General features: G+C 59.2%; 15 protein-coding genes. 7 read left to right on the top strand and 8 right to left on the bottom strand.

Annotation, left to right across the window (positions count from 1 at the left end):
* The first annotated feature begins 22 nt into the window (after positions 1 to 22).
* Positions 23 to 913 (top strand): LysR family transcriptional regulator ArgP, encoded by an 891-nt coding sequence (locus ACR0B8_RS01080; protein ID WP_480657919.1) that lies wholly within the window; start codon positions 23 to 25, stop codon positions 911 to 913.
* Here the strand turns inward: ACR0B8_RS01080 and ACR0B8_RS01075 are convergent.
* Together ACR0B8_RS01075 and ACR0B8_RS01070 are read right to left on the bottom strand one after the other, a co-directional pair.
* Positions 908 to 2,197 (bottom strand): permease, encoded by a 1,290-nt coding sequence (locus tag ACR0B8_RS01075; protein WP_170374411.1) that lies wholly within the window; start codon positions 2,195 to 2,197, stop codon positions 908 to 910. The genes ACR0B8_RS01080 and ACR0B8_RS01075 overlap by 6 nt on opposite strands.
* 135 nt (positions 2,198 to 2,332) lie before the next feature.
* Positions 2,333 to 3,073, bottom strand: a complete 741-nt coding sequence (locus ACR0B8_RS01070) for a YebC/PmpR family DNA-binding transcriptional regulator (RefSeq protein WP_170347968.1) — start codon at positions 3,071 to 3,073, stop codon at positions 2,333 to 2,335.
* Positions 3,074 to 3,183: 110 nt separating this feature from the next.
* On the opposite strand from ACR0B8_RS01070, the gene ACR0B8_RS01065 reads away from it, so the two are divergent.
* The 4 genes from ACR0B8_RS01065 to ACR0B8_RS01050 all read left to right on the top strand — a co-directional run bounded on the left by ACR0B8_RS01065 (position 3,184) and on the right by ACR0B8_RS01050 (position 8,310).
* Positions 3,184 to 4,956, top strand: a complete 1,773-nt coding sequence (locus ACR0B8_RS01065) for an SLC13 family permease (RefSeq protein ID WP_170395579.1) — start codon at positions 3,184 to 3,186, stop codon at positions 4,954 to 4,956.
* A gap of 16 nt (positions 4,957 to 4,972) precedes the next feature.
* On the top strand, positions 4,973 to 5,707 hold the full coding sequence (locus ACR0B8_RS01060; protein WP_226688731.1) for a glutamine amidotransferase: 735 nt from the start codon (positions 4,973 to 4,975) through the stop codon (positions 5,705 to 5,707).
* Between the two features lie 72 nt (positions 5,708 to 5,779).
* Positions 5,780 to 6,637, top strand: coding sequence for a bile acid:sodium symporter family protein (locus ACR0B8_RS01055; RefSeq protein WP_170360378.1), 858 nt, complete (start codon positions 5,780 to 5,782; stop codon positions 6,635 to 6,637).
* 11 nt (positions 6,638 to 6,648) lie between these two features.
* Complete coding sequence (locus tag ACR0B8_RS01050; RefSeq protein ID WP_170360380.1) at positions 6,649 to 8,310, top strand: FAD-binding dehydrogenase; 1,662 nt, start codon at positions 6,649 to 6,651, stop codon at positions 8,308 to 8,310.
* A gap of 10 nt (positions 8,311 to 8,320) precedes the next feature.
* Here ACR0B8_RS01050 and ACR0B8_RS01045 read toward each other — a convergent pair whose 3' ends face one another.
* The 3 genes from ACR0B8_RS01045 to ACR0B8_RS01035 all read right to left on the bottom strand — a co-directional run bounded on the left by ACR0B8_RS01045 (position 8,321) and on the right by ACR0B8_RS01035 (position 11,841).
* On the bottom strand, positions 8,321 to 9,061 hold the full coding sequence (locus ACR0B8_RS01045; RefSeq protein WP_226688732.1) for a YbaY family lipoprotein: 741 nt from the start codon (positions 9,059 to 9,061) through the stop codon (positions 8,321 to 8,323).
* 95 nt (positions 9,062 to 9,156) lie between these two features.
* Positions 9,157 to 10,935: an SLC13 family permease gene (locus ACR0B8_RS01040; protein WP_170374398.1), complete on the bottom strand. Its 1,779-nt coding sequence runs from the start codon at positions 10,933 to 10,935 to the stop codon at positions 9,157 to 9,159.
* Positions 10,936 to 11,025: 90 nt separating this feature from the next.
* The gene (locus ACR0B8_RS01035) at positions 11,026 to 11,841 is read right to left on the bottom strand and encodes a TIGR00282 family metallophosphoesterase (protein WP_226688733.1); all 816 of its coding nucleotides are present in this window, start codon (positions 11,839 to 11,841) and stop codon (positions 11,026 to 11,028) included.
* An 89-nt stretch (positions 11,842 to 11,930) separates the two neighbouring features.
* On the opposite strand from ACR0B8_RS01035, the gene ACR0B8_RS01030 reads away from it, so the two are divergent.
* On the top strand, positions 11,931 to 12,164 hold the full coding sequence (locus ACR0B8_RS01030) for a putative hemolysin (protein WP_170347960.1): 234 nt from the start codon (positions 11,931 to 11,933) through the stop codon (positions 12,162 to 12,164).
* 5 nt (positions 12,165 to 12,169) lie between these two features.
* Here the strand turns inward: ACR0B8_RS01030 and ACR0B8_RS01025 are convergent, their stop codons facing one another.
* Positions 12,170 to 12,733: a 5-formyltetrahydrofolate cyclo-ligase gene (locus ACR0B8_RS01025; protein ID WP_170347959.1), complete on the bottom strand. Its 564-nt coding sequence runs from the start codon at positions 12,731 to 12,733 to the stop codon at positions 12,170 to 12,172.
* Entirely contained in the window at positions 12,730 to 14,124 is a 1,395-nt protein-coding gene (mgtE, locus tag ACR0B8_RS01020; RefSeq protein WP_170347958.1) for a magnesium transporter, read from the bottom strand. Before mgtE ends, ACR0B8_RS01025 begins: the two co-directional genes overlap by 4 nt.
* 140 nt (positions 14,125 to 14,264) lie before the next feature.
* Here mgtE and guaD point away from each other — a divergent pair, with 140 nt between their 5' ends.
* Positions 14,265 to 15,554, top strand: coding sequence for a guanine deaminase (gene guaD / locus ACR0B8_RS01015; protein WP_480658000.1), 1,290 nt, complete (start codon positions 14,265 to 14,267; stop codon positions 15,552 to 15,554).
* Here the strand turns inward: guaD and ACR0B8_RS01010 are convergent.
* Positions 15,551 to 16,885 (bottom strand): 8-oxoguanine deaminase, encoded by a 1,335-nt coding sequence (locus tag ACR0B8_RS01010; RefSeq protein ID WP_480657923.1) that lies wholly within the window; start codon positions 16,883 to 16,885, stop codon positions 15,551 to 15,553. The two genes, guaD and ACR0B8_RS01010, sit on opposite strands and share 4 nt — an antisense overlap.
* Between the last annotated feature and the right edge of the window lie 36 nt (positions 16,886 to 16,921).

Genomic DNA, 16,921 nt, shown 5'->3' with positions numbered 1-16,921 from the left:
TGATCCTAATTAAGTTTAGCTAATGATACTCGACCCCAACCACTTGTCGGCTTTGTCGTCGATTTTGCGGCACGGCAGTTTTGAGGCCGCTGCGACGGAACTTACGGTGACGCCTTCAGCCATATCCCAGCGGATCAAGGCACTGGAAGATCGCGTGGGGGCAGCGTTGATCAATCGCGGACCGCCTTGCACCGGAACACCGGCGGGGCTGCGTATTGCCCAGCATGCTGAGGATATCGGTTTGCTCGAAGCGAATTTGGCCCGCGAACTGACATTGGATCAAGGCACCGGCCCGGCCCGTGTCCGCGTGGCAGTGCCTGCCGACGTTCTGGCCACGTGGTTCATTGATGCCATGGCACAGGTGGATGGGTTGTTGTTTGATCTGGTGGTGGATGATCAGGATCACTCGGCCGAGTGGTTGCGGCGCGGCGAGGTTAGCGCCGCCATCACAGTAGGCGGTCAGCCGGTTTCGGGGTGCGACTCCTATGCCTTGGGCGCGCTGCGCTACATCGCGACCGCCAGCCCGGCCTATATGCAACAATGGTTTGCCGAGGGTGTAAACGAACGCTCGCTGGCCCTTGCCCCTTGCTTGACCTTCAACCGCAAGGACAACCTTCAACGAACGTGGATCATCGAACAGATGGGGTGCCGGATTTCCCCACCCTCGCATTTTCTGCCGTCTCCGCAAGGGTTTGTGGATGCGGCCATCGCTGGGTTGGGTTGGGGCATGAACCCTGTCGGGCTGGCGAAGAGCGCGCTAAATGATGGGCGACTACGTCCGCTGCTGCCTGACGCCCCTCTTGACGTGGGTCTGACTTGGCAGGTGGGGCGCGTTCTGTCCTCTGCGCTGGTTCCGCTGACCCGCGCGGTCAGACAAACCGCGGCAAAGGAGCTTCTTCCGTCGCAATCATGACTGTCCTGGTTGCGCGCCCTTGGCCTTTTCCGCGTTGGGAAGGACCACGCGGTAACAGGTGAGGGCAGCAAACAGACTGACCATAGTGATGAACACAATGGCCCACGCAACCTCATGCATATGGGCGACCCCGGCCAAGGCCGCCGACAGGATCACCGCCGTGATCCGGCAAATACTTTTGATCGCCGCCGCGCCTTTGACACGTTGATCCTTGGGGGCCACGTCCAAATAATACAACTGCCGCGCACCGCTTATGCCAGTTACGGCCACGGTCACAACGAACAGCGCGATAGCATGCAGATGGACTGCGTGATCAATACCCAGAAAGTGGACAGTGACCAACGTGGCACCTGTCGCGGCAACCATCAGGTTTCCGGCCACCATGACGGCGCGGTGGGATTTCATGTTCACCAGCTGCCACAGCGGTGCCGAGACCAAATATCCCGACGCGGATGAGATGATCATGGCCGTCAGTCCCTTGGCTGAGGCATGATGTGCCTCGGCCGCGATCAGGGCAAAAAATGGCACCGACAGGGAGACCACGACCAAGGGCAGCCGCATGACCAGATACCGACGGAACCAAGCCTGGTCGAACATGGCGGCAATATCGGTAAAGTTCTCTGAGAACTTCCGTTTCCGCACCCTTTGCGGTGTGTCCTTGACCTCATCCCCTCGTGCGATTTCCGAGATCGCAAGAATGGACAGGCCAGACAGAACGAAAAAGGCCACCGAAACCGCAATCACGGTGGAATGGCGGGAAAACGGTGGGTTTTCCTTGGTGATCTCATGGACCAGCAGCGCCAATCCGATGGCTCCCAACCCGCCTATACCTAATTGAAGATAGTGCATGATCATCCGCGATTTGGATTGCACTTGATCCCCTATCAGATCCGTTAACATCAACGACTGGATCTCTTCGATCAGACCAATCACGAAGAACGCCGCGACAAAGGCCAACGCAATCGCAGGGACAAACCCGGTCGCGGCCACCAAAACAGCCATGACAAGACAGGCGCCTATACAAACCTCGGTAAGGGCAATCCCGCGTTTCTTCTGCTGTCGCGCCGAAATCGGCTGTGCCAGAAAGATATCCGAAATCATGCTGCCGACCATCCGAATGGACACCAATGCGCCTGCGATGAACATGGGCAATTCAAAAGAAACGGCCAGAAACGGCAGCACGATAGAAGGGCTGCCAAGCGTCCACGCGACCTGAGACAGGATGCTCTGACCGGTCAGAACAGGAATGTTGCGTTTGGGTTGGCTGGCTGGGCTGTCCGTCATTCGCTCAATCAGATTATGTGCCGTTTGGGCACAGATATTCTGGTCAAGCCTATCGGGTTCTGTCCAACCGGCCAAGAACCCACAAAGCAAAAAACCCGACCAGAGGCCGGGTTTTCCAACAGAAATTCAAAACGCTTAAAGCTGCGCCATGACCTCGTCCGTTGCCTCAAAGTTCGTGGTCACGCGCTGTACGTCATCGTCATCTTCCAGCGCATCGACCAGCTTCATCAGCTTTTGCATGTCTTCCAGCCCCAACTCGGTTGTGGTGGTGGGTTTCCAGATCAGCTTGGTAGATTCGGATTCGCCCAGCGCGCCCTCCAGTGCGTTCGACACATCATTCAGGTCGGTGTCAGCACACCAGATGATGTGACCATCCTCCGAGCTTTCGACGTCTTCGGCGCCGGCATCGATGGCGGCCTCAAAAACGGTGTCCGCATCGCCTGCAGTGGCCGGATACACCACCTCGCCCTTGCGGTCGAACATAAACCCGACCGAGCCGGTTTCACCCAGATTGCCGCCATTCTTGGAAAAGGTTGAACGCACGGTCGAGGCGGTGCGATTGCGGTTGTCAGTCATCGTCTCGACGATCACAGCCACACCGTTCGGGCCGTAACCCTCATACCGGATTTCTTCGTAATCGTCGCCTTCACCCGCAACCGACTTTTTGATCGCCCGGTCGATCACGTCCTTGGGGACTGAGTTCGACTTGGCCTCTTTAACTGCCAAACGCAGGCGTGGGTTCTTTTCGGGATCGGGGTCGCCCATCTTGGCGGCGACAGTGATTTCTTTCGACAGTTTGGAAAACAGCTTGGACCGCGCGGCGTCCTGACGTCCCTTGCGGTGCTGGATGTTGGCCCATTTGGAGTGGCCTGCCATGGTGCGTCCTCGTGATAGTGATTGCGTATTCGGCGCTCATATAGACGTTTGCAGGGCATGGGATCAAGAGAGCGGCTTGCGAGACGCCTCCTTGCGGGTATGTTGGCGGGATGACGACAGATCAGATTATTCTTTTCACCCTTTTTGCCACTGTATTCGGAATGCTATTGTGGGGGCGGTTTCGCTATGATCTTGTGGCGTTTTCTGCGCTGTTAATCGGGGTCGTTCTTGGCGTCGTGCCGGTGGACAACGCCTTCGCCGGGTTTGGACATCCGGCAACCATTATTGTGGCGTTAGTTCTGGTTGTCTCAGCAGGGCTGGTTCGGTCGGGGGCGGTGTTTCTGATCACGCGCACGCTGGTTGATGCCTCGCGCGGGCTTGGCGCGCATATCGCACTGATGGGCGGGATCGGAGCTGTTCTATCGGCTTTCATGAACAACGTGGCCGCACTGGCCTTGTTGATGCCGGTCGACATTCAAACCGCGCGCAAGGCGGGGCGGTCGGTAGGCCTGACCCTGATGCCGCTGAGCTTTGCCACCATTCTGGGCGGAATGGCCACCCTGATCGGGACGCCGCCAAATATCATAATCGCCTCGATCCGTGCCGAAACATTGGGCGAGCCGTTCCGGATGTTCGATTTCGCCCCTGTCGGCGGGTTAGCGGCCATTGCCGGGCTGACCTTTGTGTCTTTGATCGGATGGCGTCTGATCCCGAACCGCGGCCCGCAAGAGGAAACGTCCGAGGCGCTGGCGGAATACATCGCCGAACTGACTATTCCTCCGGAATCAGCGCATATCGGCAAGCGGGTCAGCGAATTGTATGAGGCCGCCGAGAAATCCGACGTCGCTATCATCGGTTTGATCCGCGATGGCAAGCGGCGCTATGGACGATCGGCCCATGCCACCTTGAAACCGGGCGACGCGCTGGTGCTTGAGGCGCGGCCCGAGGCACTGGATGAATTCCGTGCAGCGCTGAACCTCGATTTTTCGGACACGCGGAGGCAGGAGTTGCTGACGGCCGAGGGCGACGGGCTGGAAGTGATCGAGGTTGTTGCCACCGAAAGCGCCCGCATCACCGGACGCACCGCGCAAGGGTTAGGGCTTGCCTGGCGGCAAAGCACTGTGCTGATGGGCATCTCGCGCCAAGGTCGCCGTATCACCGAACAGGTCCGAAAGACCGAAGTCGAGGCAGGCGATATTCTGCTACTGCTCTGCCCTCGTGACCGCAGTGCCGACGTGACCGAATGGCTGGGCTGCCTGCCGCTGGCCACGCGTGGCCTGAACGTCACCGCCAATGACAAGGCCTGGCTGGCCATCGGGCTGTTTGTCGCTGCGGTGTTGGCCGCAAGTGTCGGGCTGATCTACCTACCGATTGCCCTGGGGTTTGTCGTAGTCGCCTATGTGCTGACCAAAATCTTGCCGATTGCCGATCTCTATAACCATATCGAATGGCCGGTCGTTGTGCTGCTGGGATCGATGATCCCGCTGGGTAGTGCTCTGGAGACATCAGGCGGCACCGAATTGATCGCCAATGCGCTAGTGCAACTGACGGATGGCCTGCCCGCATGGGCGATCCTGACGGTATTGATGGTTGTAACAATGACCCTGTCGGATGTGCTGAACAACACCGCCACAGCCATCGTCGCCGCCCCCGTTGGCATCCAAATGGCGCGCACGCTTGAAGTCTCTCCCGATCCGTTTCTGATGACGGTTGCTGTGGCAGCTTCGGCCGCGTTCCTTACCCCGATCGGGCACAAGAACAACACGCTGGTGCTGGGGCCTGGCGGATATCGGTTCGGGGACTACTGGCGCATGGGGCTGCCGCTGGAAATCCTCATCGTTGCAGTTTCCGTTCCTGCCATCCTTGTCTTCTGGCCGCTTTGACGGGTAAGGGCACTGCATGAAACGATTTCTGATCCTGCAATTGCGCCCCGAGACCGAAGCTTCGGATGCCGAATACGCCTCGATTCTGGACAAGACCGGTCTGTCGACGGACCAGACCCATCGTATCCGTCTGGATTGTCAGGGCCTGCCCGCGGGTCTGGATGTGGCAGATTATGCCGGCGTTATCGTAGGTGGAGGCCCCGGTTGCGTCAGTGATGATCCGGCGACGAAATCCGAGATGGATGCAAGTATCGAAGCGGCCATCATGGGTTTGATGCCGCAGATCACCGCAAATGATCACCCTTTCATGGGCTGCTGTTACGGATTGGGCATTCTCGCGGCGCATCTGGGCGGCGATGTCAGCAAGAAACAGTTCGGAGAACCCGTCGGCCCCTCGACCTGCCAACTAACAGATGAAGGCGCGCTTGACCCGCTGACCGCCGGGCTGGGCGACAGTTTCGAGGCTTTCGTCGGCCACAAAGAGGCTGTTCAGTCCCTGCCCGACGGATGTGTCCACTTGCTGGCCTCGAACCCCTGTCCGTTTCAGATGATCCGCTGGGGTAAAAATGTGTATGCCACGCAGTTCCACCCCGAGGCCAACGCGCAAGATTTCGAACAGCGCATCAATATCTACAAGGATTTCGGCTACTTCCCGCCCGAAGACGCCCAGCGTCTGATCGATATCTGTCACGCCGCCGAGGTCACCAAGCCCGGCGAAATCCTGCGCCGTTTCGCCCAACGCTATATGTGACCTAACGGCGCGGTTGCCTGCGCCTTGAACACTCGCTTAGGCTGATCCGAACGGCTGAGGGAGGAGTTGTTCTTGGATTTGCTAATAAATGTCGGGCTGCCGTTGTCGCTGGCCATTATCATGCTGTCCCTTGGTGTTGGGCTTCAGGTATCTGACTTCCAACGGGTGCTGCGCCGGGGTTATCCTTTTGCCATAGGCGCGCTAAGCCAAGTTGTTTTGCTACCCGTCGCAGCTTTCATCATAGTCAAACTCTTCGCTTTGCCGCCCGAGATCGCGGTGGGGTTCATGCTGCTCAGCTTTTGCCCCGGAGGGGTCACCAGCAACATCCTGTCCAAACTGGCCAAGGCCGATGTCGCGCTGTCGGTTAGCCTGACTGCCGTGATCAGCCTGTTGTCCTTGATTACCGTTCCCGTTTTGGCGGCTTGGACCATCGCTCACTTCATGGGCGAAGACGCGCCCGACGTGTCGATCACCGGGCTGGCAATTGCAATGTTCCTGATCACCACACTGCCCGTCGCCATCGGCGTCAGCCTGCGCCATTTCGCAGCCGGATTTGCCGAACGGATCGACGCGCCGCTGTCCAAGACGGCCACCGTTCTTTTCGTTCTGATCGTGATCGCCGCGCTTGCCGGGAACTGGCAGTTGTTCGTCGACAACCTTGGGATCATGGGCGCGAGTCTGATCACGCTGAACGTTGCGCTGTTGGCGATTGGATTGGGAATTGCCCGTGCCGCGAAGCTGTCGTGGACGGAAAGCAAAACGGTCTCAATTGAAACCGGCATTCAGAATTCGACGCTAGGGATCACGTTGGCGGCGCTGATCACCGGGACAGACAGCGGGTTCAGCCCGCTGGCTCTGCCCTCGGCCGTCTACGGGATCATGATGTATGTCGTGGCCCTGCCCTACATCGCCTGGCTCCGCAGCCGCTGAAAGGACAAGACATGACCAACACTACTGCTGACGCCATTGTCGTGGGCACCGGACTGGCCGGGCTGGCCGCTGCGGCTGAGTTGGGGGATCGTGGCAAGAAGGTGATCGTGCTGGATCAGGAGCCTGAGCATTTTCTGGGCGGGCAAGCGCATTGGAGTTTGGGCGGTCTTTTCATGGTCGACACGCCAGAACAGCGCCGGATGGGCATCAAAGACAGTCAGGACCTTGCGCTGCGCGACTGGATGGGCAGCGCGCAGTTTGACCGCGAAGAAGACGCATGGCCCCGCAAATGGGCCGAGGCCTATGTGGAATTTGCCGCAGGTGAAATGCGTCCGTGGCTGTATGAGATGGGCCTGCGCTGGTTTCCTATCGTTGGCTGGGCTGAACGCGGTGGGTCCTATGCGGATGGTCATGGAAATTCAGTGCCGCGGTTTCACATCACATGGGGCACCGGACCGGGCGTTCTGAAGAACTTTGTCCGACGCGTGCGCGAACATGTCAGCGCCGGTCTGATCGAGTTAAAATTCCGCCATCAGGTCAGCCACATCATTATGCAGAACGGTTGCGCCAAAGGGGTCTCGGGCGAGGTTCTAGCCGATGACACGGCACCCCACGGTGCCAAAACCAACCGCGATGAAGTGGGTGAGTTCGAGGTCTATGCGCCCTCGGTCATCGTTACCTCGGGTGGGATCGGCGGCAATTTTGAGATGGTGCGCAAAAGCTGGCCCCGCGATCGGCTGGGTGAGCCGCCCAAAGATATGGTGGCGGGCGTTCCGTTTCACGTGGATGGTCGTATGATTCCCATAAGCGAAAAGGCCGGCGGGCACGTCATCAACGGCGACCGGATGTGGCACTATACTGAGGGTGTGCGGAACTGGAATCCGATCTGGCCCGCACATGGCATCCGTATCCTGCCCGGCCCCAGTTCATTGTGGTTTGACGCGCGTGGCAATCGGTTGAAACCGCCCTTCATGCCGGGGTTCGACACGCTGGGCACGCTGCAGGAGATCCTTAAAACAGGATATGAATACAGCTGGTTTGTGCTGACCCAAAAGGTGATCAAAAAGGAATTCGCCCTGTCGGGTTCGGAACAGAACCCAGACATGACTGATGGCGGCTGGCGCGAGGTGCTGTTCCAGCGCGTCCTGACCGGCTCAAAAGCCACCGCGCCTGTCGAGGCCTTTAAGGAACATGGTGAGGATTTCATTGTCGCAAACACTCTGACGGAACTGGTCAGCGGTATGAACCAGATGGGTGGTGGTCTGATCGACGAGACCCATCTGCGGGCGCAGATCGAGGCGCGGGACTCACAGGTCGACAACCCCTTTACCAAAGACGCGCAGATGGCCGCCATTCTGGCTGCTCGTAACTATCGTGGCGACAAGCTGATCCGCACCGCCAAGCCGCACAAGTTTCTTGATCCCGCAAACGGCCCGCTGATCGCCGTGAAACTGCACGTGCTGACACGCAAAACGCTGGGTGGATTGCAGACCAATCTCGACAGCCAGATGATCGGCGCGGATGGTCAGGTTGTGCCCGGCCTGTTTGCGGCAGGCGAGGTCGCCGGGTTCGGCGGCGGTGGCTATCACGGTTACAACGCTCTTGAAGGCTCGTTTCTGGGCGGCTGCATATTCTCGGGCCGCAATGCCGGGCGATCTAGGGCCGTCGCCTGACGGCCCCGCCTTACCGGGTGCGCACGAATTTGATAACCGGTTCGCCTGCGGCATCCAGAAAGGCCAGCGCATCGCCTTCAACCGCGTAAGTGGTGACGCTTTGCAAGGCTTGAAAGAATTGCCGCTCAACCTCTTCCAAGGCCGGAGGACACGCCATCAGCGTGGCAGCCATATTGTCAGGGAATGCGATAGTCACACCGGAAATGTCGGCCTGTCCGTTGAACCGGTTGCAGCCACCGCTGCCTGAAAAGGCACCATCTTGGGCAAAGTTAATCTCTGGGCGGCGCTCTGCTTCAATCGGTGCGCCGTTCAGGGCGGCGGCCGTCCACTGCGTGTTGTCCAGCATGTTTCCCCCCTTTACTTGCACCAGCATAAGGTCTGCGGAATTTCCTGCCCCATCGGTCAGAACCGGATAGGCCGTATCGGTGGTGAACAGCAGGTCTTGCCCCTGGCTGATCGAGGCCCGCACCACATAGCGGTGCCCGTCCTTGATCAGCGCGTCATCGAATGTCAGCTCGAACTGCGCGGGAACGCTGTCCATTGCATAGCGTTTTGCAGCAAGGGACACTGCCGGTGCATCGGCCAGAGAGACATCCTGAAGCTCGACATATAGCGTCGCATCGGGCGGCACGGCAATCCGCTCGCGATAGGCAGCGGTTCCCGTTACGGTTCCAGCATGGCTTTGGCTGCCCAAAATAGTCAGGACAAGAGCGCAGACAACGATGGCCTGGCCGAGCTTTGGAAATGGCATGACACAATCCTTTCACTTCCACTTTGGTGAAAAGATCGTGGCCAGATCAGTATTTACAAGACCTAGTGATCCAAATCGGCGATTCCACGCCTGATTTACAGGGGCCAGATCAGCGGGATCAACAACGACGCCAGCAGCCCAACAGTCAGGTTCAGCGGAATGCCGACCTTCATGAAATCGACAAACCTGTACCCGCCCGGACCATAAACCATCATGTTGGTCTGATACCCGATCGGCGTCGCGAACGAGGCTGAGGCCGCCACCATCACCGCCACCACCAGCGGGCGCGGGTCAATCCCGACCGCCTGAGCCAACCCGATGGCAATCGGTGTCACCACCACGGCCACCGCGTTGTTTGATACCAGTTCGGTCAGCACCGAGGTCAGCAGGTATACGGCCCAGATGATCAGGAAGGGCGGCAATGAGCTGAGGCCCGGAGCAATCGCCTCGACAATCAGCGATACGGCCCCGGATTTATCCAGCGCGGCCCCTATAGCCAGCATCGAGAAGATCAACGCCAGCAAGCGGCCCTCGACAAAAGAAAATGCCTCATCCGCGTCGATGCAGCGCGTGATCAGGACCACCGCAACTGCCAGAACCGACAGCAACAGGATCGGCGCGACACCCAACGCGGCCAAGGCGACGATACCGACCAGCGCGCCAATCGCAATGGGGGCATGGCTTCGCCTGAACGCACGTGCCGACGGTTGCGAAACGTCGACCATGTCCATGTCGGCGGCCAGTTTCTGAATGTCAGCGGGCGATCCTTCCAGCAGCAGCGTGTCGCCGACCCGCACCACAAGATCATCCAGTTGACGCCCGATATTCTGGTTCCGTCGGTGTACAGCCAGCACATAGACACCATACCGACGCCGCAAACGCAGCGTGCCCAGCGTCCGACCCACCATGCGGCAACCTGGGGTGATCAGAACCTCGACCGTCTTGGTCTCAACGGCCGAGACCTGATCGACGCGCTTTAGTTCCTTGTTGCTTTGCAAGCTCAGCAATTCGGTCATTTCAGTTCGCAGAACGACACGGTCGCCAAGTTTCAGCTCAACACCTTTCAGATTACGCCGCAGCGACTCATCCCCGCGGATTACGTCGATCAGCCGCACACCGGGGCGCTTGAACAGCTGAACCCCTGTGACCTCTCGACCGATCAGGTTGCTTTCAGGCGGAATGACAGCCTCGGTGAAAAACTTCATTTTGGATCGGTCAGACAACAACGTCGCCATGCTGTCCCGATCCGGCAGCAGGCGCGGCGCGATGAAGCGCAGGTAGACCATACCGTAGATCACCAGAGCGATGCCCAACGGGGTCACCTCGAAAATGGTGAAGGCAGTCATCCCCTGCGCACGGGCCACACCATCCACCAACAGGTTGGTCGAGGTTCCGATCAACGTCAGCGTGCCGCCTAAAATCGCTGCATAGCTCAGCGGGATTAGCAGTTTCGAGGCCGGAACATTCAGCGTGCGCGCGATCTGTACAAATACCGGGATCATCACGACAACCACCGGCGTATTCGACACCACGGCCGACGCCAGCACAACAAACGCCATCAGCAGCCCGATGGCGAAACGCGGGTTTACCTGTGCCTGCTTTTGCGCGGTCGAGGTAAATGCGTCCAGCGCGCCAGTGCGCACCAGAGCCCCCATGATGATGAACATCGCCGCAATCGTCCACGGCGCCGGGTTGGATAGAACCGCCAGCGCGCTTTGATACGGCAAGATACCCGTCACCAGCATGATGGCGACACCGCCGATGGCAACGACCTCGGTCGGGTAGACCTCACGCAGGAACATGACGAACATGCCCGCGACGACCAAAAGCGCCAGTATTGCGCTGCCTGTTTCTGTCAGTTGAAGGAATTGCATTCTTGGTATTCTGTCCGAACCCTAGCCTGGCTTGCGCGCCCGGCAGCCAGTTTCACGCATTGCGCGCGGCAGAGCAAGCCTGACATCGCCTTATTGCGGCCCGGCCTGCTGCAAACGCCCACCGACGCGCACCATTTGCACAGATTTTGCCCGTCCGTCGCGGTCATCGGTTTCAACGAACACACCGCTCAGCGTTGCTTCGCCATTGGCCGGGGTGAACCGCGCCTTGGGCATGCCGGTGATAAAGCGGCGCATCGGCTCGACCTTGTCCATCCCGATCACTGAGTCATAGTCGCCACACATCCCCGCATCGGTCAGATACGCCGTGCCACCCGGCAGGATCTGTGCATCCGCAGTTGGAACATGCGTATGAGTGCCGACCACAAGGCTTGCACGTTTGTCACAATAATGGCCCATCGCCATCTTCTCGGACGTTGCCTCGCAATGCATATCGACGATGATCGCCTGGGCCTGCCCGCCACGCGGGTGGGACTTCAGAATGGGCTCAACCGCCGAGAACGGATCGTCAAAGGGCCGTTTCATAAAGACCTGCCCCAGAACCTGCACCACCAGAACCTTGCGCCCGCCCGGCGCGGTGTACAACCGATGCCCCCGCCCCGGCGCACCCTTCGCAAAATTCACCGGGCGCACGATACGCGGTTCGCTCTCGATGAATTGCAGCATATCTTTCTGATCGAACGCGTGATCGCCCAGCGTTAGACAGTCCGCGCCCGCGTCCAGCAGCAGCTTGGCATGATCGCCGGTCAGACCCATCCCGTTCGAGGCATTCTCGCCATTGACCACAACGAAATCCAGCCGCCATTCGTCGCGCAAACGCGGCAAATGTTGCTGAATGGCCGTGCGTCCCGCACGGCCCATGACGTCACCCAGAAAAAGTATCCTCATCCAACCTGTCCTAAGTGTGGTAATGACCAAGCACAAGTGATTAAGCTGCCTGCATAATCTGCCAAAGCCTTTAAAGCAGGAGAATCTTGATGACTCGCATCCTTTTGGCCGTTGCTGGCCTGTTCGCACTTGCCGCCTGCGACGAAACCCCAGCAACCGATTCCACCACGCAACTGGCGAACCCCGCGGCGACCTATTGCATCGACAGCGGCGCACAGTACGAGATACGCGACGGTGACAACGGCCAAACCGGCGTTTGCATTCTGCCGGATGGGCGCGAGGTGGATGCCTGGGAGTTCTTCCGTGAGAACCACCCGAGCTAAGGCGATCAGCCCGAGAACGTCAGAACCCGGCTTTCGGTAATCACCATATCCAGCGGCTGATCCGTGGGCTCTAACGGCAGCTCTTTGGCCTCTTGCGCGTCAAAGGCAAAGCCAATGGCCAGTGTCGGGCGCTTGGCGCGCAGACCCTGCAACGTGCGGTCGTAAAAACCGCCGCCATAGCCCAGCCGCCCGCCCAGCGCATCGAAAGCAACCAATGGGACGATCAGAATTTCGGGGTCGAAGTAATCGTCGACCTCGGGCACCTTGGCCCCAAACGGGCCGTCCTTCAGCGTGCCTTCAGGCGTCCAGCGCGAAAACTTTAGTGGCTGACCGGCAGCCTGAATGACCGGCACACCAACCGGACCATAGGCCGATGCTTCTGCCATCGCCGCCACTGGATCAATCTCGGTACGGATCGGCATATAACCGGACAGAGGTACGCCACGGTGTCCGGCCAGAACCTCGGACAAGCGCCCCGCAGCACCGGGCAGGCGGGTGTCAAAAGCAACCTTGCGGCGTGCAAAAGCCGCCTTGCGCGCGGCGGCTTTGATTTCGGTCAGATCGGTCACAGTAGCACCACGCTGGCAAGCCCCAGGAACAGGAAGAACCCCATGACATCCGTTGTGGTCGTCACGAAGGTGCCGGAGGCAAGCGCCGGGTCAGCGCCCAATCGGTCCAGCACCACAGGTACTACCGTACCGATGAACCCAGCGATGATCATGTTCACGACCAAGGCAGCGCCGATCACGACACCCAGCATCGCAGAATCGAACCACATCATCCCCACGGTTCCCAAAACGATGGCGAAACACAGGCCGTTCAACATCCCCACCAGCAGTTCCCGCCGGATCACGCGCAATACGTTCGACCCCGTAAGGTCGCGCGTCGCCAAAGCCCGCACCGCAACTGTCAGCGATTGAGTGCCCGCATTGCCGCCCATCGACGCCACGATCGGCATCAGAATGGCCAGCGCCACCAACTGATCAATCGCCGCCTCGAACTGCGAGATCACCAACGAGGCGCAAATCGCCGTGCACAGATTCACCGCCAGCCACGGCAGGCGACGCTTGCTGGTCGCGGCAACGCTGTCGGACAGCGAGCTCTCGTTGCTGACACCCGCAAGGTGCAGCATGTCCTCTTCGTATTCCTCATCCAGAACAACCATCGCGTCGTCGATGGTGATCACACCGACCAGCCGCCCGTCTGCATCGACCACGGGCGACGAGATCAGGTGATACTGGTTGAACGCATATGCCACGTCCTCTTCGTCCTGATCGACAGGAATAGTGTGGAACTCTTCTTCGGCGATGTCGTGCAGCGGCACCTCACGCCGAGCGGCCATCAGCTTGCCCAGCATGACCTGCGCTACCGGTTTCAACCGGGGATCGACCAAAACAACGTGATAGAACTGTTCCGGCAGGTCGTCATTGGCCCGCATGAAGTCAATGGCCTGCCCAACTGTCCAATGTTCGGGGGCCATGACAACCTCGCGCTGCATAAGGCGACCGGCCGAGTTTTCGGGGTAGGACAGCGCCTGCTCGGCCGCGATCCGTTCGGAATCCTCCAGCGCGTCAAGGATGGCCTCTTGCTGCGGTTCTTCGAGGTCTTCCAGAAGGTCGACAACATCGTCGCTTTCCATGTCCCGTACAGCGTCGGCCAGAACGTCCGGGCGCAGAACCTCGATAACCTCTTCACGAACGGCCTCATCCAGTTCCGACAGGATATCGCCGTCGAATTCCTTGTCGTACAGACGGATCAGTTGGGCGCGTTCCTGAGGGCTGATCTGTTCCAGAAGGTCGGCGATGTCCGCAGCGTGCAGCGGATCCATCAGCTCGATCAGTTTGTCGCGATCATCCACTTCGACCGCGTACAGGATATCCGCCACAGTCTTGCGATCCAGCGCATAGACGTCTTCGTCACTTGTGGATTCGGTTACGGGTTCATCAAAGCCTGTTGTCATGTCTGCCCCCGTTTCGCGCGCTCATTGCCCCCTAATTAGAAGAAGCAGCTACCGGAAAACAATGACAATGCGCCGATTTACCGGCAAGTTTCGCCCGCCTATGCTGTTTCACAGTCCTATTCAGGCGGAGATGGATGAAAATGGCGCAAAAAACGCTGCTGAAAGGTCGTGTTCTGAGCTTTACGGGTTCCCCTTTTGAAGGAGAACCGACCGAGGCCGTGAAAATCAGCGGGGCCGTTCTGGTTGAAGACGACCGAATATCCGCTGTTGGGGATGCCGAAAGCCTGCGCGCCAACAACCCCGAGGCCAACGTGGTGGATCACGGCCAGAACGTGATCATGGCAGGTTTCGTCGATGCGCATGTCCACTATCCCCAAACAGCGATGATCGCCAGTTGGGGCAAACGTCTGATCGACTGGTTGAACACCTATACCTTCCCCGAAGAGATGAAGTTCGGCGATCCGGCCTATGCCGGTGAAATCGCCAACCGGTATCTGGACCTGACAGCTGCGCATGGAACGACGACCATGTGCAGTTTTTGCACCATTCACCCCGAAAGCGTTGATGCATTTTTTACCGCCGCCCAAAAGCGCAACCAACGGGTTGTGGCGGGCAAAACCTGCATGGACCGCAATGCGCCCGAGGAGCTGCGGGACACGGCGCAAACGGGTTTTGATCAGTCCCAGAAGCTGCTTGAGAATTGGCACGGCATAGATCGCCTGTCTTATGCCATCACCCCACGTTTTTCGCCCACGTCCACGCCGGAACAACTGGAAGCCATGGGCGCGCTCTGGGCCGATTACCCGCATTGCCTGATGCAAACCCACCTGAGCGAACAAACCGATGAGATCGCCTGGGTCCGCGAGCTATTCCCCGAGGCACGCGATTATTTGGATACCTATGAAAAATTTGGCCTATTAGGGTCGAACGGCCTGTATGGCCACGTTATCCATCTTGAGGCACGCGAACGCGATCGCCTGCGCGAGGTCGACGCGGCGCTAATCCACTGCCCGACCTCGAACACATTCATCGGCTCTGGCTTGTTCGATATGGCGGGGTTGATGCGTGACGGCCATCGCGTCGGGTTGGCGACGGATACCGGCGGCGGGTCCAGTTTTTCGATGCTGCGAACGATGGCAGCAGCTTATGAAATCGGACAACTGCGCGGGGCGCCGCTGCACGCCGCGCAACTTTTGTGGCTAAGCACGGTTGGCTCAGCACGTTCGCTAAGGATGGACGATTGCATCGGCAACGTTGCACCGGGGATGGAGGCTGATCTGATCGTACTCGACCTCGCCTCGACCCCCGCCATTGCCCAGCGCGAAGCCTGCGCCGAGAACCTGTGGGAGGCCATCTTTCCCACCATCATGATGGGCGACGACCGGGCGATCACAGAGGTCTGGATCGCCGGTCAACGCGTTTCCAACTAGACTTGCAGGGCGCGGGCCAGCTGGTTCTGCCGCGCGATCACGCGGGGCATGTCCAAACTGGTGACATGCCCGTCACACACGATCTGGCGGCCCTCGACGAACAGGTGCTTGACCTTCACCGGTCCGGCCAACAGCAAAGCCGCCGGGTCCCAACTGCCGGCGCTTTCGATACAGCTTGTGTCCCAAATCGCGATGTCAGCGCGTTTTCCGGGCTTCAGACGTCCGCAATCAGGACGGTTCAGCACATCTGCACCACCGCGTGTCGCAATCTCTAGCACTTCGCGCGACGACATGGCATCCGCGCCGTTGGCTACCCGTTGCAACAGCATGGCCTGACGCGCCTCGAGGATCAGGTTGCCGCTGTCATTGCTGGCTGAACCATCCACGCCCAGTCCAACAGGCACGCCGTGATCCCGCATCTCGCGCACCGGCGCGATTCCCGAACCCAGCCGACAATTGGAACAGGGGCAATGCGCGACGCCGGTTTGTGTTTTGGCGAACAGGTCTATTTCCACCCCATCCAGTTTGACGCAATGGGCGTGCCAGACGTCCGTGCCGGTCCAGCCCAAATCCTCGGCATATTGGCCCGGACGGCAACCAAACTGGGCCTGCGAATAGGCGATGTCCTCGTCATTTTCCGCCAGATGAGTATGCAGCATAACGCCCTTGTTCCTAGCGAGAAGCGCAGCATCGCGCATCAGGTCACGGCTGACGGAAAATGGCGAACACGGTGCAAGCCCTACACGGCACATTGCGCCTTCGGACGGGTCATGAAACGCGTCGACCACACGGATCATGTCGTCCAGAATCGCTTGCTCTTTTTCGACCAAGGCGTCGGGCGGCAGACCTCCGTCGCTTTCCCCGATACTCATCGCACCGCGCGTCGGATGGAAGCGCATTCCGATCTCGGCGGCGGCAGCAATCGTGTCATCCAGCCGGGCACCGTTGGGGTACAGGTAAAGGTGGTCGGAACTGAGTGTACACCCTGACAGCGCCAGCTCGGCCAACCCGATCTGGGCCGAGACAAACATTTCTTCGGGCCCAAAGCGGGACCAGATGGGATACAGCGTCTTGAGCCAGCCAAACAGCAGCGCATCTTGCCCACCGGGCACTGCGCGGGTCAGGCTTTGGTAAAGGTGGTGATGGGTATTCACCAGACCCGGCGTGACGACACATCCTGTGGCGTCATGCACCTCTCCGGTTGTTTGCAGTCCGTGGCCGATCTGGTCGATCTGTCCACCGCGGATCAGGATATCCGCGCCGGAAAGCTCGCGGCGTGTGTCATCCATCGTCAGGATGGTGTCTGCGTTCTTGATCAGGATTTCGGTCATGTCGCCCTCCTTGCATCCGCCCGTTTCGTGCAAGAA

This window comes from Ruegeria sp. BH6, assembly GCF_056538105.1.
The sequence above is the reverse complement of the archived record's forward strand: the minus strand, read 5'-3'. Positions and strand labels throughout refer to the sequence as shown.